Origin of the sequence: Kocuria sp. CPCC 205260, from assembly GCF_040981045.1 — a bacterium.
Lineage (GTDB): Bacteria > Actinomycetota > Actinomycetes > Actinomycetales > Micrococcaceae > Kocuria > Kocuria palustris.
The window spans coordinates 110,461-132,238 of record NZ_JAVKPT010000002.1 but is presented as its reverse complement, the minus strand read 5'-3'; the positions used below and the strand labels follow the sequence as shown (position 1 = coordinate 132,238).

General features: G+C 72.5%; 20 protein-coding genes. 14 read left to right on the top strand and 6 right to left on the bottom strand.

The genetic code is table 11. The features are described from left to right. Positions 1-117 precede the first annotated feature (117 nt). Positions 118-507, top strand: coding sequence for an N-acetyltransferase (locus RF645_RS05255; protein ID WP_006214104.1), 390 nt, complete (start codon positions 118-120; stop codon positions 505-507). 10 nt (positions 508-517) lie between these two features. Continuing rightward, entirely contained in the window at positions 518-1,399 is an 882-nt protein-coding gene (locus RF645_RS05250) for a spermidine synthase (protein ID WP_058871973.1), read from the top strand. An 81-nt stretch (positions 1,400-1,480) separates the two neighbouring features. Here the strand turns inward: RF645_RS05250 and RF645_RS05245 are convergent, their stop codons facing one another. Continuing rightward, positions 1,481-2,851, bottom strand: coding sequence for an NCS2 family permease (locus RF645_RS05245; protein WP_235586822.1), 1,371 nt, complete (start codon positions 2,849-2,851; stop codon positions 1,481-1,483). A gap of 333 nt (positions 2,852-3,184) precedes the next feature. Further along, entirely contained in the window at positions 3,185-3,619 is a 435-nt protein-coding gene (locus RF645_RS05240; protein ID WP_006214107.1) for a YchJ family protein, read from the bottom strand. Between the two features lie 182 nt (positions 3,620-3,801). Between RF645_RS05240 and RF645_RS05235 the strand changes: the two genes are divergently transcribed. Further along, positions 3,802-4,965 carry a glucose-1-phosphate adenylyltransferase family protein gene (locus RF645_RS05235; protein WP_058871975.1) on the top strand — a complete coding sequence of 388 codons (1,164 nt, stop codon included), beginning with the start codon at positions 3,802-3,804 and terminating at the stop codon, positions 4,963-4,965. Here the strand turns inward: RF645_RS05235 and RF645_RS05230 are convergent. Genes RF645_RS05230 through RF645_RS05215 form a run of 4 tightly spaced genes read right to left on the bottom strand, consistent with a single transcriptional unit; the run spans position 4,954 to position 8,859 of the window. Next, complete coding sequence (locus RF645_RS05230; RefSeq protein ID WP_058871976.1) at positions 4,954-5,829, bottom strand: glycosyltransferase family 2 protein; 876 nt, start codon at positions 5,827-5,829, stop codon at positions 4,954-4,956. The genes RF645_RS05235 and RF645_RS05230 overlap by 12 nt on opposite strands. Beyond that, positions 5,826-6,818: a glycosyltransferase gene (locus tag RF645_RS05225; RefSeq protein ID WP_024289646.1), complete on the bottom strand. Its 993-nt coding sequence runs from the start codon at positions 6,816-6,818 to the stop codon at positions 5,826-5,828. The genes RF645_RS05230 and RF645_RS05225 overlap by 4 nt, the downstream gene beginning before the upstream one ends. Beyond that, the gene (locus tag RF645_RS05220) at positions 6,815-7,864 is read right to left on the bottom strand and encodes a glycosyltransferase (RefSeq protein ID WP_058871977.1); all 1,050 of its coding nucleotides are present in this window, start codon (positions 7,862-7,864) and stop codon (positions 6,815-6,817) included. The genes RF645_RS05225 and RF645_RS05220 overlap by 4 nt, the downstream gene beginning before the upstream one ends. Beyond that, positions 7,861-8,859, bottom strand: a complete 999-nt coding sequence (locus tag RF645_RS05215) for a glycosyltransferase (RefSeq protein WP_058871978.1) — start codon at positions 8,857-8,859, stop codon at positions 7,861-7,863. The genes RF645_RS05220 and RF645_RS05215 overlap by 4 nt, the downstream gene beginning before the upstream one ends. Before the next feature lie 145 nt (positions 8,860-9,004). Here RF645_RS05215 and RF645_RS05210 point away from each other — a divergent pair, with 145 nt between their 5' ends. The 11 genes from RF645_RS05210 to RF645_RS05160 all read left to right on the top strand — a co-directional run bounded on the left by RF645_RS05210 (position 9,005) and on the right by RF645_RS05160 (position 21,743). Then, a complete protein-coding gene (locus tag RF645_RS05210) occupies positions 9,005-10,003 on the top strand; it encodes a WcbI family polysaccharide biosynthesis putative acetyltransferase (RefSeq protein WP_201023904.1) in 999 nt (332 codons plus the stop codon). After that, entirely contained in the window at positions 10,000-11,025 is a 1,026-nt protein-coding gene (locus tag RF645_RS05205; protein WP_058871979.1) for a hypothetical protein, read from the top strand. The genes RF645_RS05210 and RF645_RS05205 overlap by 4 nt, the downstream gene beginning before the upstream one ends. Then, on the top strand, positions 11,022-12,332 hold the full coding sequence (locus tag RF645_RS05200) for a glycosyltransferase family 2 protein (RefSeq protein WP_058871980.1): 1,311 nt from the start codon (positions 11,022-11,024) through the stop codon (positions 12,330-12,332). Before RF645_RS05205 ends, RF645_RS05200 begins: the two co-directional genes overlap by 4 nt. Positions 12,333-12,429: 97 nt before the next feature. Further along, positions 12,430-14,127: a nitrite/sulfite reductase gene (locus RF645_RS05195; protein WP_058872049.1), complete on the top strand. Its 1,698-nt coding sequence runs from the start codon at positions 12,430-12,432 to the stop codon at positions 14,125-14,127. Next, the gene (locus RF645_RS05190; protein WP_006214116.1) at positions 14,124-14,885 is read left to right on the top strand and encodes a phosphoadenylyl-sulfate reductase; all 762 of its coding nucleotides are present in this window, start codon (positions 14,124-14,126) and stop codon (positions 14,883-14,885) included. The genes RF645_RS05195 and RF645_RS05190 overlap by 4 nt, the downstream gene beginning before the upstream one ends. A 59-nt stretch (positions 14,886-14,944) precedes the next feature. Next, positions 14,945-15,877, top strand: a complete 933-nt coding sequence (cysD, locus tag RF645_RS05185) for a sulfate adenylyltransferase subunit CysD (protein ID WP_006214117.1) — start codon at positions 14,945-14,947, stop codon at positions 15,875-15,877. An 82-nt stretch (positions 15,878-15,959) separates the two neighbouring features. Next, positions 15,960-17,357: a sulfate adenylyltransferase subunit 1 gene (locus RF645_RS05180; RefSeq protein ID WP_058871981.1), complete on the top strand. Its 1,398-nt coding sequence runs from the start codon at positions 15,960-15,962 to the stop codon at positions 17,355-17,357. Next, the gene (locus RF645_RS05175) at positions 17,358-18,530 is read left to right on the top strand and encodes an ABC transporter substrate-binding protein (RefSeq protein ID WP_058871982.1); all 1,173 of its coding nucleotides are present in this window, start codon (positions 17,358-17,360) and stop codon (positions 18,528-18,530) included. After that, on the top strand, positions 18,527-19,294 hold the full coding sequence (locus tag RF645_RS05170; RefSeq protein ID WP_058871983.1) for an ABC transporter ATP-binding protein: 768 nt from the start codon (positions 18,527-18,529) through the stop codon (positions 19,292-19,294). The genes RF645_RS05175 and RF645_RS05170 overlap by 4 nt, the downstream gene beginning before the upstream one ends. Further along, the gene (locus RF645_RS05165) at positions 19,284-20,240 is read left to right on the top strand and encodes an ABC transporter permease (protein WP_006214121.1); all 957 of its coding nucleotides are present in this window, start codon (positions 19,284-19,286) and stop codon (positions 20,238-20,240) included. The genes RF645_RS05170 and RF645_RS05165 overlap by 11 nt, the downstream gene beginning before the upstream one ends. Positions 20,241-20,330: 90 nt before the next feature. Further along, positions 20,331-21,743 (top strand): FAD-dependent oxidoreductase, encoded by a 1,413-nt coding sequence (locus RF645_RS05160; protein ID WP_006214122.1) that lies wholly within the window; start codon positions 20,331-20,333, stop codon positions 21,741-21,743. Positions 21,744-21,778: the final 35 nt, after the last annotated feature.

Here is a 21,778-nt window from a genome sequence, read left to right as displayed (position 1 = left end):
GTCGCCGGTCCCGACGACGCCGACGTCCTGACCCGGCTGCACGTCGCCTGCCTGCGCGAGACCTACCAGCCGCTGTACGGCCAGGACTTCGCCGAGGCCCTGCTCTCGGAGGATTCGGTGGCGGACATCGCCGCCGAGGACCGCGAGTTCCTCTCCGATCCCGCCGGCCGCGTGGTGCTGGGGCTCGACGGCACGGGCGAGCCTGCGGGATTCGCCACGGTGTGCGACGGCCCCCAGCGCTGGGAGCTGCAGTTCGAGCCCGGCCTGCAGCCCGAGCGCGAGCTCGTGAAGCTCTACGTCCTGGAGCGCCTGCACGGCTCCGGACTGGGTCGGCAGCTGCTGGACGAGGCCGTCGAGGGCCACGACCCGGTCTACCTCTGGATCATGGCGGGCAATGCGCGGGCGGAGGCCTTCTACGCCAAGAACGGGTTCGAGCGCATCGGCCCGGCCTACCAGGCCGACGGCCCCTGGTCCGGGCAGGAGACCTTCCGGATGCGCCGCTCCTAGACTGGCGCGCATGGGCCGACAGCGCAGGAACCGCAGGGACGATGCACAGGCCTCCGAGGATCCGGATGCGCTGCAGCCCGGGACGTGGCCGATCGCCACGGGAGAGGTCGAGCTGCGTCCGGATGACCTGAGCCCCGGCGCCTGGACGGTGCTCGTCAACGGCGTCCCGTCCTCGCACGTGGAGCCTTCCCGGCCCGAGCTGCTCGACTTCGAGTACATGCGCTGGATGGCCGCGATGCTGCGGACGCACGTGTCCGCGCACCTGGACCCGACGAGCCTGCGCGTGCTTCATCTGGGCGGCGGCGCCTGCTCCATGGCCCGCTGGGTCCACTGGCAGTGGCCGCAGGCCCGGCAGGTGGTCGTGGAGCTGGACGCGCGGCTCGTCGAGCTCGTGCGCGGCTGGTTCGACCTGCCGCGGGCCCCGCTGCTGCGCGTGCGCGCCGGGGAGGCTCGGGAGGTCACCGAGTCGCTGACCGAGTCCACGCGCGAGGTCGTGATCCGCGACGTCTTCGCCGGCTCTGTGACGCCCGAGCCGCTGACCACCGTGGAGTTCGCCCGTCAGGTCGATCGTGTGCTGGCCCCGGGCGGGCTGTACCTGCTCAACGTCGGCGACACCCGCGATCTGCAGGGAGCCCGCGCGGAGGCGGCGGCGCTGCGGGAGGTGTTCGAGCACGTGGCCGCCGTCGCCGATCCGGCGATGCTCAAGGGGCGCCGCTACGGCAACGTCGTTCTGGCCGCCTCCCATGCGCCCCTGCCCGCAGCTGCCTCGCCGGAGGCCGCGGCCATGGAGCGCGAGCTGCTGATCGACCCGGTGCCCGCTCAGCACAAGGACGCGAGCTGGGTGCGCGCATTCGTCGGCACCGTGCAGCCCCGCCGCGACCCCACCCCCTGAAACGCCGAGTGGATCCTCAGCTGCGCTGAAAGGCGGAATAGCGCAACTGAGGATCCACTCGGCGGTGTGGGGATCAGACGGTCAGAGGATCCAGCCCTCGATCACCCCGATGCCGAAGTACGCCACGAAGGCCGCGGCCACGACCCACATCAGCGGGTGGATCTCGCGGATCCGGCCCTGCACCACGCGGATGAACACGTAGGAGATGAAGCCGGCGCCGATGCCGTCGGCGATCGAGTACGTGAACGGCATCAGCACGAACGTCAGGAACGACGGCACCGCGATGCCCCAGTCGTCCCAGTCGATGCGCACGACGTTCTTGGCCATCAGGAAGCCCACGACCACCATGGCCGGGGCCACGGCCTCGAACGGCACGACCTCGACCAGCGGGGTGATGAACATGGCGGCCAGGAACAGCAGGCCCGTGACCACGTTGGCCAGGCCGGTGCGCGCGCCCTCGGCGATGCCGGTCGAGGACTCCACGAAGATCTGGTTCGAGGACACCGAGCCCGCGCCGCCGGCCACCGCGCCCGCGGCGTCGATGAGCAGGATGCGGTCGACGTTGTCGATCTTCCCGTCCTTGACCAGACCGGCCTGCTCGGAGAGCCCGACCATGGTGCCCATGGCGTCGAAGAAGATGGACAGCAGGATCGTGAAGATCAGCAGCAGCACGGTCGTGACGCCCAGCTGGGTCCACAGCCCGACCGGGTCGGCCTCGCCCACCAGGGACAGATCGGGCAGCGAGAACAGGCCCGTGGGGGTCGACGGCACCACGAGCGACCAGCCGGCCGGATTCTCGCCGGAGGACCCGGACGGCGCGACGGCCTCCAGGACGTGCGCCAGGACAGTGCCGCTGAGCACCGCGATCAGGATGGCCCCGCGGATGTTGCGCACCATGAGGGTGATCGTCAGCAGCAGCGTGATCACGAAGGTCAGCAGCGGCCAGCCGATGAGCTCGCCGCTCACGCCCAGGTCCACGGGCACGGTGGTCCCGGCGGCATCCGGCATGCGGCGCACGAAGCCCGCGTTGACGAGGCCGACCAGCGCGATGAACAGGCCGATGCCCACGACGATCGCCGACTTCAGCGAGGCCGGCACGGCGTTGAACACCGCGGTGCGGAAGCCGGTGAGCACGAGCACGAACATGATCACGCCGGCCCAGATGATCAGCCCCATAGCCTGCGCCCAGGTCAGCCCGGGCGTGGTGGCGATCGTGACGGCCAGGAACGCGTTGACGCCCAGGCCGGTGGCCACGGCGAACGGGGTCTTGGCCACGACGCCCATCAGGATCGTCATGACACCGCCGATCAGGGCGGTCATGGCCGCCACGCGGTCCACGCCCAGGGTGGCGCCGGTCGAGTCCGCGCCCAGCCCCAGGATCAGGGGGTTGAGCACCACGATGTAGCTCATGGCGATGAACGTGGCGACGCCGCCGCGGACCTCCCGGCCCATGGTGGAGCCGCGCTCGGTCACCTTGAACCAGCGGTCGAGGCCGCCCTTGGGCGCCGACGGGGGTGCGGCGACGTCGGTGCCGGTGGCGGTCGCTTGCTCCGCGGAGGCGGGCGCGGTGTGCTCGGACGGGGCGTCGGAGGCCTGCCAGGGTGGCTGCGACGAGTCGCGCGAGAAGGGTGAGGACATGGTGCGGCTCTCTCGAGAAGGGCGCCGTCGGTCATGCGGCACGCCGACGGATCCGCCGATTCTACGGCGGGTCGCCGGGCCCGCCGCGGCCGATATGGGCCGGCGGGGTGTGGAGCCGGCCACACCTCCGCATCGCCGGCTCCTCCGTCAGGCGGAGTGGACGGCGCCGTCGAGGTAGAGCCACTGCCCGTCCACGCGGCGGAAGCGGGAGTTCTCGTGCTGGCTGCCGCGCGGGGCGTCGGTCCCGGGCATGGGCCGGTAGTGGGCGGTGAAGTCGACCGTGCCCCACTCCTCGAACGGGCCGCCGCCGGTGGTGGCGTGGATGTCGAGGCGGTACCAGCGCAGGTCCGGGTCCAGCTCGAGGGTCTCGGGCCGGGTGTCGGGGTGCCAGGTGCGCAGCAGGTGCTGCTCGTCGCCCACCGCGAAGGCGCTGAAGCGCGAGCGCATGAGGGCCTCTGCCGTGGGTGCGGGCCTGCCCTGGTGCAGCGGCAGGCAGCAGCCGCCGTAGACGTCGCCGGAGCCGCAGGGGCAGCGCGACTGCGGGTCGAGGGCGGCCGGGGTGGTGTCAGCGGGGAGCGTCATGGATCCGTTCGGGACGAGGGAGGGCCGGTCTGCGGTGCGATGCGGCCTCCCGGGCAGGGGAGGAGCGCGCGGGCGGCCCGTGGGTCGGGACACTATGGCACGGGCCTGCCTCTGTCACCCTCATCCCGGGATCGCGCGACTACGATCGTCGGCAGGACGCTCACGACGAGGAGAGGGCCCGCATGCGCATTCCGCGGACGATGGCGATGGTCCTGGCAGGGGGAAAGGGCTCCCGGCTGGAGGCCCTGACGGAGCACAGGGTCAAGCCCGCGCTGCCGGTGGCCGGGACCTACCGGCTGATCGACATCTCGATGTCGAACCTGATGCACTCGCACCTGTCGGACGTGTGGGTGATCGAGCAGTACTTGCCGCACACCCTGAATCGGCACCTGAGCAACGGGCGGCCCTGGGACTTCGACCGCACGCACGGCGGTCTGCATGTGCTGCCTCCGTTCCAGGGGGCCGAGGGCGAGGGCTTCCCTCAGGGCAACTCGGACTCGCTGCTGCGGCAGAAGCAGACCATCCGGGAGTTCGACCCGGACCTGGTGCTCGTGCTCTCGGCAGATCACCTCTACACGCTGAACTTCCTGGACGTGATCGACACCCACCAGCGCCAGCGCGCCGACCTGACCCTGGTCACCACCCGAGTGGACGAGGATCCCTCCCGCTACTCCGTGGTGAGCACCGACGGACAGGGGAGCGTGAGGCAGTTCGCGTACAAGCCCGAGGACCCCCAGGGGCAGATCGTGGCCGCGGAGATGTTCCTCTTCGACGGACCCCAGCTGATCGAGGCGCTCGAGGACCTTCAGGAGGCCGAGGGCGGGCTGGAGGACTACGGCCACGACCTCATCCCGTGGTTCGTGCAGCGCCGCAGGGTCGTGGAGCACCGGATGGACGGGTACTGGATGGATCTGGGCACCCTGCAGTCCTACTGGACGGCGCAGCTGCAGATCCTCGACGGCGACGGCGCCGTGCTGGATGACCCTCAGTGGCCCATCGTCTCCGGGCAGCCGCAGCTGCTCCCGGCCCGCATCGCGGCCTCGGCGGAGGTCTCGGAATCCCTGATCTCGGCGGGCTCCCGGATCCGGGGCACGGTCGAGCACTCGGTGCTCAGTCCGGGGGTCGTGGTCGAGGAGGGCGCGGTCGTGCGCCACAGCGTGCTGCTCGACGGCGTGCGCGTGGGCGCGGGGGTGCAGCTCGAGAACGTGATCGTCGATGCCGGGGCCGAGATCGCCGGTGGCTCCAAGCGGGGCACGGCCGAGGCCGTCACGCTGATCGGGGCCGACGGCCGCGTGGCCGTGACCGAGCGCTTCGACCGCTCGGCGACGCTGCCCTCAGGCTTCTGACCCGCTGAGCGGGCTCGGTGCGGGGTGCGCCGTCGGGAGCTCCCGACGGCGCCATCCGGGTCCGTCGGCGACCACCAGACCGCGCTGCTCGAAGGCTCGGAACCAGCCCTCCATGGGCCACCTGCCCCAGCGCCGGGCGAAGACCTCCGCGTTGCGCAGGATGTCGTCCAGGTGCTCGACCGGCGGCGAGGACACCGGGTGCCACTGGTGATACGCGTCGGCACCGCCCACCCACTGCAGCGCGACGCCGTGGGCGGACAGGTTCATGGCGAAGTCCGTGTCCTCGCCGCCGTAGCCGGTGAACTCCTCGCAGAAGCCGCCGAAGCGCTCGCGCAGTCCCCGCCACGTCCCGGCGCTGAGCGCGAAGCTCAGGGACCAGAACAGGACGTGCTCCCCGGGGCGAGCGCAGCGGGTCTGCCCGCGCGGGAGATCGGGGCGAGCGGGATGGGGGCTGCGCAGCGAGCTCAGCCGGTCGAGGTCGTAGGGGCGGTCCTGCGCGCGCAGGTAGGTCACGGGTCCGCACAGCACCCCGGGGCGCTCGGCAGCCGCAGCGGTGTAGGCCGCGCCGAGATCGGGACCGGGCAGGCAGTCGGCGTCGAGGAAGATGATCACGTCCGCACCGGCGTCGCAGGCGGTGTCGCCAGCGGCGTTGCGCGCGGCCGCCAGGTTCACGGGCCCGGGCCCGGTGCGATCCAGCCGACGGGTCCCGGGGGCCTCGAAGGGCTCGGGGCCGATCTGGACCGTGTGGTGGACGGCCGCGGGCAGCCAGCGCCGCACGGCCTCGAGCTGGCGCAGGACGTGGTCCCGCCGCCCGATCGAGCACACCGTCACGACGTGCACGGAAGGCGCCGCCGGCGCGCTCATGACCCGCCCCGCCCGTGTCCAGCCGCCCCGAGGACGGTCTCGGCGGCGCGGCTGGCGGCGCCGTCGACCTGCCATGCCCGGCGCCGGTCCTGCGGGGGCCCCAGCAGCAGCGCGCGGTCGATGAGCTGCGGCCACTCGCCCGCCGCCGGCAGACCGGGTGCCTCGGGCACCACGGCCAGGCCGGCGTCGGCCAGGATGCGCGCGGTGGTCTCCTGCTCGGCGAAGGGGCGCTGCTGGGCCAGCACGATCATCGGGGCCCCGGCGGCGGCTGCATCGGCCACGGAGTTCTGCCCCGCCGCCGTGATCACGACCCCCGCCTCGGAGAGGACCTCGAACGGGTCCTCGACCCACTCGTCGAGCCCGAGCAGCCGGCAGCGCCCGCCCAGGTGAGCGGAGGCGATCCGCGCGACCTCGTGCCAGTAGGCAGGCGAGCCGTCCTGGCCGCCGCGGCCCAGCAGGATCGCCGCATCGCGACCGCGCACCGCGGACAGGGCGCGGCCCTCGAAGCGGCTGATCCCGCCCACCCGATGCACCCGCTCGGCTGACGGCGCCAGGTGAGCCGGCAGCGCAACCCAGTCAGGCCACGCCGCCACGATCCGATCGGCCAGCCGGAAGGAGAGCTCGTGCGGGGCGTCGTCGCGGATGCCCGGCAGGGCCTGGACGGTCGTGGGCACCCCGAGCAGGCGCACCAGCGCCGTCACCTCGACGGAGAGGTCCACGTGGACGACCGAGGGACGGTGATCGCGCACCCATGCGGCGATCATCGCCATGCGCTCGGTGTATCCGTCGTGGCCCTGCGGCGCCCAGTGCAGCGCCCCGTGGGCGGTGACGCCGCGCTCGTCGGCGGGGGCGTCCATCGGCAGGACCACGTCGGCCTCGGGGTGGGAGGAGAGGATCACCGCCTCCTCGTGCGGGGCCAGGGCGCGGGCGAGCGCGCGGCAGCGGGTGAGATGCCCGGCCCCCTGATGATGGGCGTACAGGCCGATCACGACGTGATCACCTCCTCGAACAGGGACAGGTACCGATCGATCATCACCTTCAGGTCGAAGCGCTCGACCGCGATGGCCCGGGCCTCGGCGCGCGGCTGGTGCAGGGCTGCGCGGGCCGCGCGCACGAGGTCGTCGACGTCGTCGGGCCGGGCCAGGTGCTCGGGCACGGTGCGCAGGATCTCGGGGATGCCCCCGCGGCTGAACGCGGCCACGGGAGTGCCGCAGGACAGCGCCTCGATCAGCACGAGCCCGAACGGCTCATCCCACTGCGGCGTGGCCAGGGCCAGCGAGGCCCGCCCGACCTCGTCCATGATCTGCTCCGGAGCCATGGCCCCGAGCCAGCGCACCTGATCCCCCAAGTGTGCAGCGATCCGCTGGGAGAAGTAGGTCGGATCCGCGCAGCGCCCGATCAGGGTCAGCGGCATCCCGAGCCGGCGGCAGGCCTCGATGGCAAGGTGGGGGGCCTTCTCCCGGGTCAGGCGCCCGAACCAGACCGCCCCTCCGCCGCCGGGGCCCGGGCGCCACTGGTCCGTCTGCACGCCGTTGTGGATCACCTCCGCGGCGCGCGGCAGCGACCACTGGCGGGCCGTGAACCGGCTGACCGCGCAGAACCTCTCGGAGGCGCCCGCAACCCGACCGAGCACGCCCTGCATGTCGTCCTGGGGCGGGGTGTGCAGGGTCGTGACCATCGGCGGGCGACGGGCGGGGCCCAGCTCCAGGATGGAGGGGTGCACGCTGTTGTTGTGCACCAGGTCGTAGTCGGAACGCTCCAGATACCGGCAGACGCGGGCGAAGGCGGCGGTCTCGGACTCCCGGGCACCGGGCGGATAGCGGTCGTCGCGGGCGCCGTGCTCGTGCCCGCTCCAGTCGACGCCGGGGAACTCCAGATCGCGGCGATGCCCCTGGGAGCCTGCGGCTGCGAACAGGTCGACGTCGAGCCCGCGACAGCGCAGCCCCTCGACCATGCGCTGGACGAAGACCTCGAGCCCTCCGCCGAAGGGTGGGGCGATCGGCATGCGCGACGGGCCGATCACGGCGATCCTCATGATCCTGCCTCAGCAAGCAGCTCGCGGTGCCGCAGCGCGATGCGCTCGGCCTGGGCGGCGCGGTCGCCGGCCCATGGCAGGGGTGCGACGCCCAGAGCCTGTGCGGCCGCACGGGCGGCATCGCGGCCGTCGCCCGTGCGGCAGGAGAGCACCGCGCCCGGCTGGTCGGCCTGATCCGCGAAGTGCCCGCAGTCCGGGGCCACGACCACGACGCCCAGGTCCCGGCACATCTCCAGCCACCCGGAGTGGGTCCCGCGAAGGTAGGGGAGGACGACGACGGCGCACTCGGCCACCTGCGTGAACAGGCGCTCGTCGTCCATCCGCCGATGCACCACGAGCTCCAGGCCCTGGATGCCGCTCAGGCCGCGACCCAGCTCGGTGCCGGCCGCGCGCTCGTCCAGGAAGACGGTGAGTCGGGCGCCGACCCCTCGGAGCCCCTCGGCCAGATCCCGGTGCCAGGACAGCTCCCGCACGGTGCTGGCCCGCAGGTCCTTGAGGAACACGGCGACCCCGAGCGAGGGCCCGCCGCGCTCGCGGACCTGCTCCTGCAGTCGTCGCGCTCGCTGCGGCGCGACGACGCAGGGGTGGGCGATGACCTCCGCCCGCCGGCCGAATCGCCGGCGGATCTCCTCGGCCGCCGAGCCGGTGAGGGTGATGACGGTCTCGGCTGCCTCGATCAGCACGGCCAGGCGCTCGAGGTGCTCCCGCTGCTCCTGAGCGGTGCGCAGATGCGGATGGGACAGATCGTGCACGGTGAGCACCAGACGGATCCCGGAGGCGCGGCACTGCTCGACGAGCTCGCGCATCTGCTGCGGGGTGCGGTGCTCGAAGCCGAAGTGCACGTGCAGGACATCCACGCGATCGGCGTCCTCGGCCAGGCGCTGCGCTTCGAGCAGCGGGTGCGGGATCCAGGTCCCCGGTCCTGCTGCGTCGAGCTCGGGAGGTGCGACGAGCTCGAATCCGTCCCAGCCGGCCAGCGGCTCCACGGCGTCCACATAGGGGTGATGGGCGGGGATCGGCGCTGCTCGCAGCCTCTGACTCCCCTGCACAGCACGATGCACCGCTGTCAGCCCTCCACCGCCTTCCGCGCAGAAGGGACCCCACGGGGCCCCTTGTCATAAGTATCGTTATCATCATACGGTGAGCAACCCCGGGCGCGCGAAGCACTATGCGGACTTCTACGGACAGGCCTCGGAGCGCGCCGGACAGGACGACGCCGCCCCGGGTGATCTGCCCCTCGTGGTCGTGATCGGCAACTGCCAGGCGGAGTCTCTGCGCGTGCTGCTGGATGCCGATCCCGGCCTGCGCTCCGTGCGCGTCCCGCCGGTCTTCGAGTGGGGCACCCGTGATGCGGAGGCGGCCGCCCGGCTCCTGGCCCGGACCGACGCGCTCGTGATGCAGCCGGTGCGCGACGACTACCGCGGCCTGCCCTCCGGCACGCGCCAGCTCGAGGCGCTGCTGCCGTCGTCGTCCCTCCGGCTGCGCATCCCGGTGCTGCGCTATGCCGGGCTCCACCCGTTCCAGGTCATCGTCCGGGACCCGGAGGACAGCTCGTTGGATCCGCCCGGGGTGCCGTACTCGGATCTGCGCACGCTCGCGCAGGCCTCGCGGGCGGGCGCGGGCCTCAGGCCCGACGCCCTGCCGCCGAACGCCCCGCAGCTGGAGGCCGAGGCGCTGGAGGCCCTGCATGCCGAATCCGTGGGGCAGCTGCGAGCACGCGAGCAGGCCCATGGCACGGTCGTCATGTCGGATGCGCTCGAGGCCCGTCCGCACTGGCACACCATCAACCACCCCGACAACGCGACGCTGCGCATCCTGGCCCAGCGGGTGCTGGAGGAGCTGGGCCGGGGGCTGGGCTTCGCCCCGGACCCGGATGGCGTCGCCGATCCCGGGCGCGAGCTGCTGCGCTCGGTGGAGTCCCCCGTGGATCCGACGCACGCGAGGGCGCTCGGGGCTGTCCTGCGGCCCGACGCGCGCACGAGCGGATGGCGGCTGGGCACAGGCCGGGACGCCCGGGAGCTCGATGAGGCCGGGATCGCCCGGGAGCAGCTCGCCTTCTGCCGGGCCAGGCCGCGGCTGATCGAGCGCGCCCTGGCCCGGCACGGGCAGCGCATGACCATGCTGGGGCTGCTGCCGTGAGCCGCCGGGCATCGGTGATCAGCCATCTGGTCGTGGGCCCCGAGAGCCACGGGGTGGTCCGGCACGGGCTGGGTCTGTTCCACGCCGCGCGGGAGGCCGGGGTCGGCGGGTTCGACCACCGGCTCGTGCGACGGACCGTCGAGCTGCCCGTCGCGGAGCCGTCCGCTCAGGCGCTGCTGCACGTCAGCTTCACCGACGCCCTGTTCGGCGCCGATGCGGACGGCGCGGTCGAGGCCGTGCTGCGGCTGCGCGGCCGCGGCCTGCTGAGCGTGGGTCCCCACGACGTGCCGCAGCCGGAGGAGGGGGCGCAGAGGTTCGCTCGCCGCCGCACGGCCTTCGCCCGCCTGGTGCGCGGCGCCGATCTGGTGATCGCCCACTCCGAGCACGAGGCTGCGGCCCTGCGCGCGCTGGCCGGCGAGGGGCCCGACGGCGGGGCGAGCACCGCCGTGCGCGCAGTGCCGCTGCCCCTCGAGGAGGCTCTGCCCGTCGGGCGCCCCGCGGCCGCCGGCGATGGCGGGGTCGTGGGGGTTCTGGGCTTCGTGCATCCCGGCAAGGGCATCGAGGATGTGATCGACTCCGTGCCGCGGGGGACCCTGGTGCGCGCGATCGGGGCGAGTGCGGCGGGCCACGACGCCGACGTCCAGGTGCTGCGGGAGCGCGCCGCGGCGCGCGGGGTGCGCTTCGAGCTCACGGGCTACGTCCCCGAGCCCGAGCTGGCGGGGCAGCTGGAGGCGGTCGACGTCCCCGTGTGCCCGCACCTGCACGTCTCCGCCTCGGGCTCGCTCAACACGTGGATCGCCCACGGGCGCCGGCCGCTCGTGGTGGACGGCCCGTACATGCGCGAGATCGACGAGCGCTGGCCCGGCGCCGTGCTGCGTCGTCGGCGCGAGGAGCTGGGGACGGCGGTGGGCGAGCTGCTGGCCGAGCCGCGGCGGACCCGGGCCGATCGCCCGCTGCCGCGGTGGGGCTGGGCGCAGGTCGCCGAGGCCTATGCGGATGCGTGGAAGGAGCTGCTGCGATGACGCTCGCGTCCGCTGGGGCCGACAGCGGCGGGATCTCCGTGGTGATCCCGTACTTCGAGGACCAGGAGGGCCTGGACGCTGTGCTCGCGGGGCTGCGCGCGCAGGAGCCGGTGCAGGCGCTGGAGATCGTCGTGGCCGATGACGGCTCCGCGCGCCCGCCCCGGGTCCCCGCCGGGGTGCGCGTGGTGCGCCAGGATGACCGCGGGTTTCGAGCGGCGGCGGCGCGGAACCTGGGGGCCGGGCACTGCCGCGGCGGGATCCTGGTCTTCCTCGATGGCGACACCGTGCCCGAGCCGGGCTACCTCGCCGCCGTCGAGGAGGCCCTGCGCGAGCATCCCCACGCCCTCGTCGTGGGGACCAGGGTCCATGTGGACGACACCGCGCAGCCGCCGCGTGATCTGGGCGAGCCGCAGTGGCTGGCCCGGGCGTGGGCGCAGACCGATCATCTGCGCCGCCACGACGACTCCCACTTCCGGTACGTGATCTCCGCGGTGCTCTCCTGCCGCCGCTCGACCTTCGAGCGCCTCGGCGGGTTCGACGCCGCGATGGTCGGCTACGGCGGGGAGGACTGGGAGCTGGGCTGGCAGGCCGTGCTGGGCGGCTGCGAGCTGCTGCATGCCCCGGCGGCGCGCGCGGTGCACCGCGGGGCCGACTGGGGTGGGCGCTCGGAAGCCGATCCGTCGGCGGCCGTGCTGCAGAAGAACCGCGAGAGCCTGCGCCTGGCCTCGCGGATCACCCACCCGATCGCCCGGCCCTCGGGGATGGTGCATGCCGTGGCGGACATCGTGGTCACCTGGGGCGATGCCGCGCAGAGGGAGGAGCACCTGCGCACGGGCACGGCCGCACTCGCGGTGCGGGATCTGCTGGGATCCGGCGATGTCCACGTGCGGCTCCCGGGCGGGTCCGGGGACATGGCAGAGGAGCTGGAGGAGATGCTGGCGGCCGATCCGCGGGTGCAGCTGGGGAGACCCGCTCCCTCCGTCGGCGGGCCGGGGGGCGCCGCCCGTGTCCGTCCGCGCTTCGAGGTCGAGCTGGTGCGCGCCTGCCGCATCCCGCCGGGCGGTCTGCAGGAGGCCTGCGAGCAGGCGGCGGCCCACGATGCGCCCGCGCTGGTGGTCACGGGCGGCGGCCAGGTGCTCGCGCGGATCCACCCCGTCCGGGTCGCGGCTCGCACCGCCCTCGGGCTGCGCGGCCGGGATCCCGGGGAGGCCGTCGGCGCGGAGGAGCAGATGCTGCGCCTGATCCGCTGCTGGCCGCTGCTCCAGGCGGGCACGCGGCTCGAGGACGTCTTCCGGGATGACGCATGAGCCGGGCCGTTAACTTAGTCAAGCCTGAGAAGTCAATGATGACGCCGGGTGACCTCCCATGTGACGTGGCGGCCCCCGTCGTCGTTCCATGGTCGGCATGACGAGCGAGACCACTTCGCGCCCTGCACGCGCACGCAAGCCCAAGCCCGAGGGGCAGTGGGCGGTCGACGGCCGCGAGCCCCTGAACCACAACGAGGAGTTCAAGGCCGCCGACGACGGCTTCGCCGTGCGCGCCCGGATCGAGAAGAAGTACTCGAAGGAGGGCTTCGCCTCGATCGATCCCGATGATCTCCACGGGCGCTTCCGCTGGTGGGGGCTGTACACCCAGCGCCGCCCCGGTATCGACGGCGGCCGCACCGGCGCGCTGTCGGACGCGGAGATCGAGGACGAGTACTTCATGATGCGCGTGCGCCTGGACGGCGGCGCCATGTCCCGCGCCCAGCTGCGCTGCCTGGCCGGGATCTCGCAGGAGTTCGCCCGCGGCACCTCGGACATCACGGACCGGCAGAACATCCAGTACCACTGGATCCGCGTGGAGGACGTCCCGGAGATCTGGCGGCGCCTGGACGAGGTCGGTCTGGACACCGTCTCGGCCTGCGGCGACGTCCCCCGCGTGATCCTGGGCTCCCCGGTGGCCGGTGCGGCCGCCGACGAGATCCTGGACCCCACACCCGCGATCGAGACGCTGAAGGCCGAGGTGCGCACCCTCGAGTTCTCCAATCTGCCGCGCAAGTACAAGACCGCGGTCACCGGGCACCCGTCGCTGGACGTGGCCCACGAGATCAACGACTGCTCGTTCGTGGGCGTCGTGCACCCCGAGCTCGGCCCCGGCTACGACCTGTGGGTCGCCGGCGCGCTGTCGGTGCAGCCGTACCTCGGCCAGCGCCTGGGCGTGTTCGTGCAGGAGGACCAGGTTCGCGACGTCTGGCGCGGGATCACCTCGATCTTCCGCGACTACGGCTACCGCCGCCTGCGCAACCGGGCCCGCATGAAGTTCCTCATGAAGGACTGGGGGCCGCAGAGGATGCGCGAGGTGCTCGAGACCGAGTACCTGGGCTATGCCCTGGCCGACGGCCCCGCCCCGGCCGCGCCCACCGGCCCCTCGGACCACATCGGCGTGCACCGGCAGAAGGACGGCCGGAACTACCTGGGCGCGGCCCCGCGCGTGGGCCGCATGCCGGGGGAGAAGCTCGCCGCGCTGGCCGAGATCATGGAGCGCTTCGGCTCGGACCGGGTGCGCCTGACCCCGCAGCAGAAGATCGTCCTGCTGGACATCGCCGATGACGACGTCGACGCCGCGATCGAGGCCCTCGACGAGATCGACCTCAAGGTCAAGCCGTCGCCGTTCCGCCGCTCGACCATGGCCTGCACGGGCATCGAGTTCTGCAAGCTGGCGATCGTGGAGACCAAGCAGGTCGCCTCGGACACCATCGACGAGCTCGAGCGCCGTCTCGAGGACCTCGAGCTGGACGTGCCGATCTCCCTGCACATCAACGGCTGCCCCAACTCGTGCGCGCGCATCCAGGTCGCCGACATCGGGCTCAAGGGCCAGCTGCTGCCGACCGAGGACGGCGGCTCCAAGCCCGGCTACCAGGTGCACCTGGGCGGCGGGCTGACCAGCTCGGAGCACGGCGGCGACGCCAACCTGGGCCGCACCGTGCGCGGGCTCAAGGTGTTCCAGGACGAGCTGCCCGAGTACGTGGAGCGCCTGACCCGCCGCTTCGCGGAACAACGCGAGCCCGGAGAGGGTTTCGCCGCGTGGAGCACCCGCGCCGAGGAGGAGGATCTGCAATGACCGCTGGAACCGCTGAGAAGACGCTGCGCAGCGAGGACGAGCTGCGCGAGCTCGCCGCCGCGGGCGCTCGCGAGCTGGGCGCCGAGCTCGACGCCGACGGCCACGTCCCGGCCCAGGGCGAGGCCGACCACACGGCCGCGATCCGCTGGGTCGCCGAGAACTTCCCGAACGCACGGGTGGCCGTGGCCTGCTCGATGGCCGACCTGGTCCTGCCGGCGCTGGTGGCCGAGCAGATCCCGAACGTAGACGTGCTCTTCCTGGAGACCGGTTACCACTTCCCGGAGACCGAGGGCACCAAGGAGGCCGCCAAGGCCATGCTGGACATCAACGTGATCGACGTGATGCCCAAGCTGACGGTCGCCCAGCAGGACGAGCAGCACGGCAAGGACCTGTTCCGCACGAACCCCACGGCCTGCTGCGCCATGCGCAAGGTGGAGCCGCTGGCCGAGTCCCTGCAGGACTACGAGGTCTGGTTCACCGGCGTGCGCCGCGACGAGTCGCCCACGCGCACCGACGCCCCGCTCGTGTCCTTCGACGAGACCCACAAGCTGGTCAAGGTCAACCCCATGGTCCGCTGGTCGCTGGACGACCTGGTGGAGCACTCGAACAGCGAGGGGCTGCCCGTGAACCCGCTGCTGTCCGAGGGCTACCTCTCGATCGGCTGCGCGCCCTGCACCCGCAAGGTCGCCCCAGGCGAGGACCCCCGCGCCGGGCGCTGGTCCGGCAGCGACAAGATCGAGTGCGGCATCCACCTCTGATGCCCGCGCGGGTCCGCCCGCACCACGAGACCACCGCACCTTCAGGAGAGCGAGACCCCATGACAGAGACCGCCGCGTCTGCCGCCGTGTCCGCCACGGGCGAGCAGTCCGCCCTGGACGCCCTCGAGTCCGAGGCCATCCACATCATCCGCGAGGTCGTCGCCGAGTTCGACCGCCCCGCCATGCTGTTCTCCGGCGGCAAGGACTCCGTGGTGATGCTCCACCTGGCGGCCAAGGCGTTCTGGCCGGCGGCGATACCGTTCCCGGTGCTGCATGTGGACACCGGGCACAACTTCCCGGAGGTCCTCTCCTTCCGCGACCGCACGGTCGAGCGGCTGGGGCTTCGCCTGGTCGTGGCCTCCGTCCAGGACTACATCGACGACGGCCGCCTCACCGAGCGCGCCGACGGCACCCGCAACCCGCTGCAGACCACCCCGCTGCTGGACGCGATCGCCGACAACCGCTTCGACGCCGTGTTCGGCGGCGGGCGCCGCGACGAGGACAAGGCCCGGGCCAAGGAGCGCATCCTGTCCCTGCGCGACGAGTTCGGGCAGTGGGATCCGCGCAACCAGCGCCCCGAGCTGTGGAACCTGTACAACGGGCGCCACACGGCGGGCCAGCACGTGCGCGCCTTCCCGATCTCCAACTGGACCGAGCTGGACATCTGGCGCTACATCGAGCGCGAGCACATCGACCTGCCCCCGATCTACTTCGCCCACGAGCGCGAGGTCTTCCAGCGCGACGGCATGTGGATGTCGGTGACCCCCGTGTCCCAGCCGCGCAAGGACGAGCAGATCGAGGCGAAGCAGGTCCGCTACCGGACGGTGGGCGACATGTCCTGCACCGGAGCGGTGGTCTCCCAGGCCGCCACCGTGGCCGACGTCGTCGCGGAGGTGGGCGTCTCCACGCTGACCGAGCGAGGCGCCACCCGCGCCGATGACCGCATCTCCGAGGCCGCCATGGAGGATCGCAAGAAGGACGGCTACTTCTGATCCTCCGGGCCGTGAGCCCCGCTGCCTCCGCCCCGTCCACGCCCCAGCGCCGATGCGCGCCGAAGAACCACAGAAGGTGCCCGTGACCGAGACCTCCGCTCCCGCCGTGACCTCCACGATCGATCCCGGCTCGCTGTTCCGCTTCGCGACCGCCGGCTCCGTCGACGACGGCAAGTCCACCCTGGTGGGCCGGCTGCTGCACGACGCCAAGGCGATCCTGGCCGATCAGCTCGAGGCCGTGGCCCGCACCTCCGCCGAGCGCGGCTTCGGCGGCGGCGAGGGCAAGCTGGATCTCGCCCTGCTGACCGACGGGCTGCGCGCCGAGCGCGAGCAGGGCATCACGATCGATGTGGCCTACCGCTACTTCGCGACCGACCGCCGCTCGTTTGTGCTGGCCGACTGCCCCGGGCACGTGCAGTACACGAAGAACACGGTCACCGGCGCCTCGACCGCCGACGCCGTCGTCCTGCTGGTCGACGCCCGCCACGGCGTGCTCGAGCAGACCCGCCGCCACCTGGCCGTGACGGCGCTGCTGCGCGTCCCGCACGTGATCGTGGCCGTCAACAAGATCGACCTGGTGGACTGGTCGCAGGCCCGCTTCGACGAGATCCGCGACGAGATCACCGAGGTCGCTCGCAGCATCGGCTCCGAGGAGCTCCTCCAGGGTCTGAAGGTCGTGCCGGTCTCCGCACTGGAGGGCGACAACGTCGTGGAGCCCTCCGAGCGGCTGTCCTGGTACTCCCGGGGCGGCTACGACGGCCGCCCGCTGCTGCGGATCCTCGAGGAGCTGCCCACGGTCGACGAGTCCGGCCGCGGCGAGGCCCGACCCTTCCGCTTCCCCGTGCAGTACGTCATCCGCCCGCAGGGAGGCGTGGCCCAGGGCGTGGATCCCGAGGCCACCCGCGACTACCGCGGCTACGCCGGGCAGATCGCTTCCGGGACCGTCTCCGTGGGCGATGAGGTCGTCGTGCAGCCGTCGGGGCGCCGGAGCACGGTCGTGGGCATCGACGTGGCCGGCACGGCCTCCGAGCAGGCCGGTCCCTTCCCGGGCGAGCAGCTCACGGAGGCCGCCGCCCCGCGCTCGGTGACGCTTCGCCTGGCCGATGACCTCGACGTGGCCCGCGGCGAGCTCATCGCCGCAGCCGATCCGACCCCGCCGGAGCCGGTCAAGGAGATCGCGGCCCGCCTGGCCTGGCTCGGCGAGACCCCTCTGCGCCCGCGCTCCCGCGTGCTGCTCAAGCACGGCACCGCCACGGTCAAGGCCATGGTGGGCGAGATCGTCGGCGCCCTGGACCTCGAGACCATGCAGCTGGGCCAGGCGCAGACGCTGGAGCTCAACGACATCGGCTCGGTCGTGCTGCGCACCCCGTCGGCGCTGCCGCTGGACGACTACGCCCAGCTGCGCCGCACCGGTGCCTTCCTGCTGATCGACGAGCAGTCCGGGAACACCCTGGCCGCCGGCCTGGTCGGGGAGGGCTGAGTGGCCGAACGCAGCCGCGGCCGCGACGGCGCCCCAGAACCGCTGGAGACCGTCACGCGCACCCCCGGCGGGTTCCAGGGGCGGCAGCGGCCCAAGCGCCGCTTCACCGGCTGGCCCCTGGTGCTCACAGGCCTGGCCGTGCTGCTCGTGCTGTCCGTGACGGCCACGGCGCTGCGCGCCAACGGGACGCTGGACGCGCTCGAGGACCAGCGGATCCAGACCTCGGATGCCGACGAGCTCACGCTGGGCTACTTCGCCAACCTGACGCACGGCCCGGCGCTGGCCGGTGTCCACGACGGGATCTTCGACGAGGCGCTGGGCAGCACCGAGCTGAGCACCCAGGTCTTCTCGACCGGCCCCACGACCATCGAGGCCATGAACTCCGGCGAGGTCGATGCCGCGTTCATGGGCCCGAACCCCGCGATCAACTCGTACGTGCAGTCCGGCGGCGAGTCGATCACGATCATCGGCGGGGCGACCTCCGGCGGCGCGCAGTTCATCGTCTCCGACGACGTCGCCGGCGAGGACGACCTGGCCGGGCGCACGTTCGCGACCCCGGCGCTGGGCGGCACGCAGGACGTGGCGCTGCGCGTGGGGCTCGAGGAGCGCGGCTACGAGGTGGACACCGGCTCCCCGGACTCCGTCTCGATCACGCCCATGCCCTCCGGTCAGGCGCTGCAGACCTTCCGGCAGGGCCAGATCGACGGCTTCTGGGGCCCCCAGCCGTGGGTCACCCTCATGACCGAGGAGGGCGGTCGCGTGCTCGTGGACGAGGGCGATCTGTGGCCCGACGGCGAGTACCCCACGACGGTGCTGGCCGTGCGCACCGACTACCTCAAGGAGCACCCGCAGACCGTGGAGAAGCTGCTCGACGGCCTCGAGGACTCGGTCGAGCACCTCGAGCAGATGCCGCAGGAGGACGAGGCCGTCATGCTCAACGAGGCGATGGTCGACGCCCAGGGCCAGGCGCTGCCCGAGCAGACGCTGATCAGCGCCCTGGAGCAGATGCAGTGGACCGCCGATCCCATGGCCTCGACGTATTCGACCCTGCTCGACAACGGCGTCTCCGCCGGGGTCACGCAGGATGCCTCGCTGGACGGCATGGTCGACGTGGAGCCGCTGAACCGCGTGCGCGAGCAGCGAGGCCTGGAGCCCGTGGAGGCCCAGCAGTGAGCGGGCAGTCCGTGATCCGCCTGGACGGTCTGGCCAAGTCCTTCGGAGGGCCCCCCGTGCTCGCGGACCTGGACCTGGAGGTGCGCCGCGGCGAGTTCGTGACCCTGCTCGGGGCCTCGGGCTCCGGCAAGACGACGCTGCTGAACATCATCGCCGGACTCGAGGAGCCCACCGCGGGCAGCGTCACGGCCCCTGCCGAGGGCTGCGCGTTCATGTTCCAGGATGCCTCCCTGTTCCCGTGGCTCACCGCCGGGCAGAACGTGGAGCTGGCCCTCGAGCTGGCAGGCGTGCCCCGTGCCCAGCGCCGCGAGCGGGCCGAGGAGCTGCTCGAGCTCGTGCGCCTGCCGCAGGTCGCGGACAAGCGCCCGCACGAGCTCTCCGGAGGCATGCGCCAGCGCGTTGGCCTGGCCCGCGGCCTCGCCCAGGAGCGCGAGGTCCTGCTGATGGACGAGCCCTTCTCGGCGCTGGACGCCATCACCCGGGACCTGCTCCAGGAGGAGCTGCTGCGGATCTGGGAGGTCACCGGGCGCACCATCGTGTTCATCACCCACAACGTCTCCGCGGCCGTCCACCTGGGCCAGCGCGTGCTGCTGCTGTCGTCGCGGCCGGGGCGGATCGTCGAGCAGTGGGACACGGGGCCCTGGAAGGATCCGGACTCCTACGGCTTCGAGGCCAGCGGCCAGACCTCCGAGGAGACGCTGGCGGAGCTGACCCGCACCATCACCCGCCGCCTCAGGGAGGAGATCGGCCGCCATGCCCGCTGATCGCACCACCGCCGGCGCCCAGACGCCCTGGGCGCAGGGTCGCGGCACGCCGTCGTCGGGCCCGTCGTCCTCGGAGACGTCCGCGTCCAGCCCCGACTCCCCGGACAGCGCCCTGGCGGGGCTGGACGCGCTGCAGTCCGACGGCCGCCGTCGACGCTCCCCGGGGGAGGTCTTCCGGCAGCGCGCCGCCCCCACGCTGGCCGCGCTCGTGGCCGCCGTGCTGATCTGGCAGCTGCTCGTGGCCCTGATCGATCCGCGCCCGGACATCATGCCGGGACCGATCGACGTCGCCCGGCAGATCGGGGCGGCCACCGCCGACGGTACGCTTCCCGGGGCGCTGGGCACGTCGCTGTGGCGAGGCATCAGCGGCTTCCTGATCGCGGTTCTGGTGGCCACGCCTCTCGCCCTGCTGATCGCCTCGTGGCAGGGGCTGCGCAACGCGGTGGGCCCGCTGATCTCCGGCATGCAGGTGCTGCCCTCGGTGGCCTGGGTGCCGGCGGCGATCGTGTGGTTCGGCCTGTCGGATGCCACGGTCTACTTCGTGGTGCTGATGGGCGCGATCCCGTCGATCGTCAACGGCATGCTGGCCGGCGTGGACCAGATCCCGCCGCAGCTGCTCAAGGCCGGGCGGATCATGGGGGCCACGGGCTCCACGCTGGCGCTGAAGGTCGTGCTGCCCGCGGCGATGCCGGGCTATGTGGCTGGGCTCAAGCAGGGCTGGGCGTTCTCGTGGCGCTCCCTGATGGGTGCCGAGCTCATCGCGATCGGCGGCTCGATCGGCTTCGGGCTGGGCTCCCTGCTGGCGCAGGGCCGCACCGTCTCGGACATGGCGGTCGTGCTGACCGCCGTGCTGACCATCCTGGCGGTCGGCATCGTGATCGAGCTGCTGCTGTTCAACCCGCTCGAGAAGCGGCTGCTGCGAGGTCGCGGCCTGCTGCGGTCCTGAGCGGACCAACTCATTGCTTAGGCTGGCCTCAGTGGATCAGCCGCAGAAACGTACGCACGGCCCCCGGCTGGGGCCGAGGAGGAGAGATACATGACGGAGCAGACGCAGACGCAGGGCGCCGCACGGCCGCTGCGCGTGGCGATCATCGGCGCCGGCCCCGCGGGCATCTACACCGCGGACATGCTGGCCAAGTCGGAGGCCGTGAAGTCCGGCGAGGTGGAGGTCTCGATCGACATCTTCGACCGCTACCCCACCCCCTTCGGCCTGATCCGCTACGGCGTGGCCCCCGATCACCCCCGCATCAAGGGCATCATCACGGCCCTGCGCCAGATCCTGGGCAGCGGCGCGGTGCGCTTCTTCGGCAACGTCGAGTACGGCCGGGACCTCACCCTGGGCGACCTGCAGGACCTCTACGACGCCGTCGTGTTCTCCACCGGCGCCGTCAAGGACGCCCCGCTCGAGGTCGAGGGCGTCGAGCTCGACGGTGTGCACGGAGCGGCGGACTTCGTCGCCTGGTACGACGGCCACCCCGACTACCCGCGCGAGTGGCCCCTGGAGGCGGAGCAGGTCGCGGTCATCGGCAACGGCAACGTGGCCCTGGACGTGGCCCGCGTGCTGGCCAAGCACGCGGATGACATGCTCACCACCGAGATCCCGGGCAACGTGTACCAGGGGCTGAAGGCCAGCCCGGTCACGGACGTCCACGTCTTCGGCCGCCGCGGCCCGGCCCAGATGAAGTTCACCCCGCTCGAGCTGCGCGAGCTCGGCAAGGTCCCGGACGTCGACGTCATCGTCCACGACGAGGACTACTCCCCGGAGGATGTGGCCGACGAGGCAGCCGGTGACTCCAACCAGGCCAAGGTCATGCTCAAGACCCTGCGCAAGTGGGTCGAGGACGAGACCCCCAAGACGGCCTCGCGCCGCCTGCACCTGCACTTCTTCCAGCGCCCGGAGCAGATCCTGGGCGAGGACGGCAAGGTCGTGGCGCTGCGCACCGAGCGCACCCGCCTCAACGAGGACGGCTCCGTGTCCCCGATCGGCGAGTACGTCGACCACCCCATGGGCGCCGTCTACTACGCGATCGGCTACCTGGGCTCGCCGCTGCCGGAGATCCCGTTCGACCTCCACCGCGGCGTGATCCTGAACCAGGAGGGGCGCGTGATCGATCCCGAGGGCTCGGTGCTCAACGGCGTCTACGCCTCCGGCTGGATCAAGCGCGGACCCGTGGGCCTGATCGGCGCCACCAAGTCGGATGCCCTCGAGACCATCACGCACCTGCTCGAGGACCGCGGCCAGCTCTCGGCCGTGCGCCCCGAGCCCGAGGCGGTCGTGGAGACCCTCGAGTCCAAGGGCGTCGAGTACACCACCTGGGACGGCTGGCTGCAGCTCGACGAGCACGAGCAGGCGCTCGGCGCCTCCTCCCACGACGCCGAGGGCAACCCCCGCGAGCGCGTGAAGGTCGTGGACCGCGAGGAGATGGTCCGGGTCTCCCGACAGGGCTGAGCCCCGTCTGCCGGTCCTGCCCCGCTCGCGGGGCG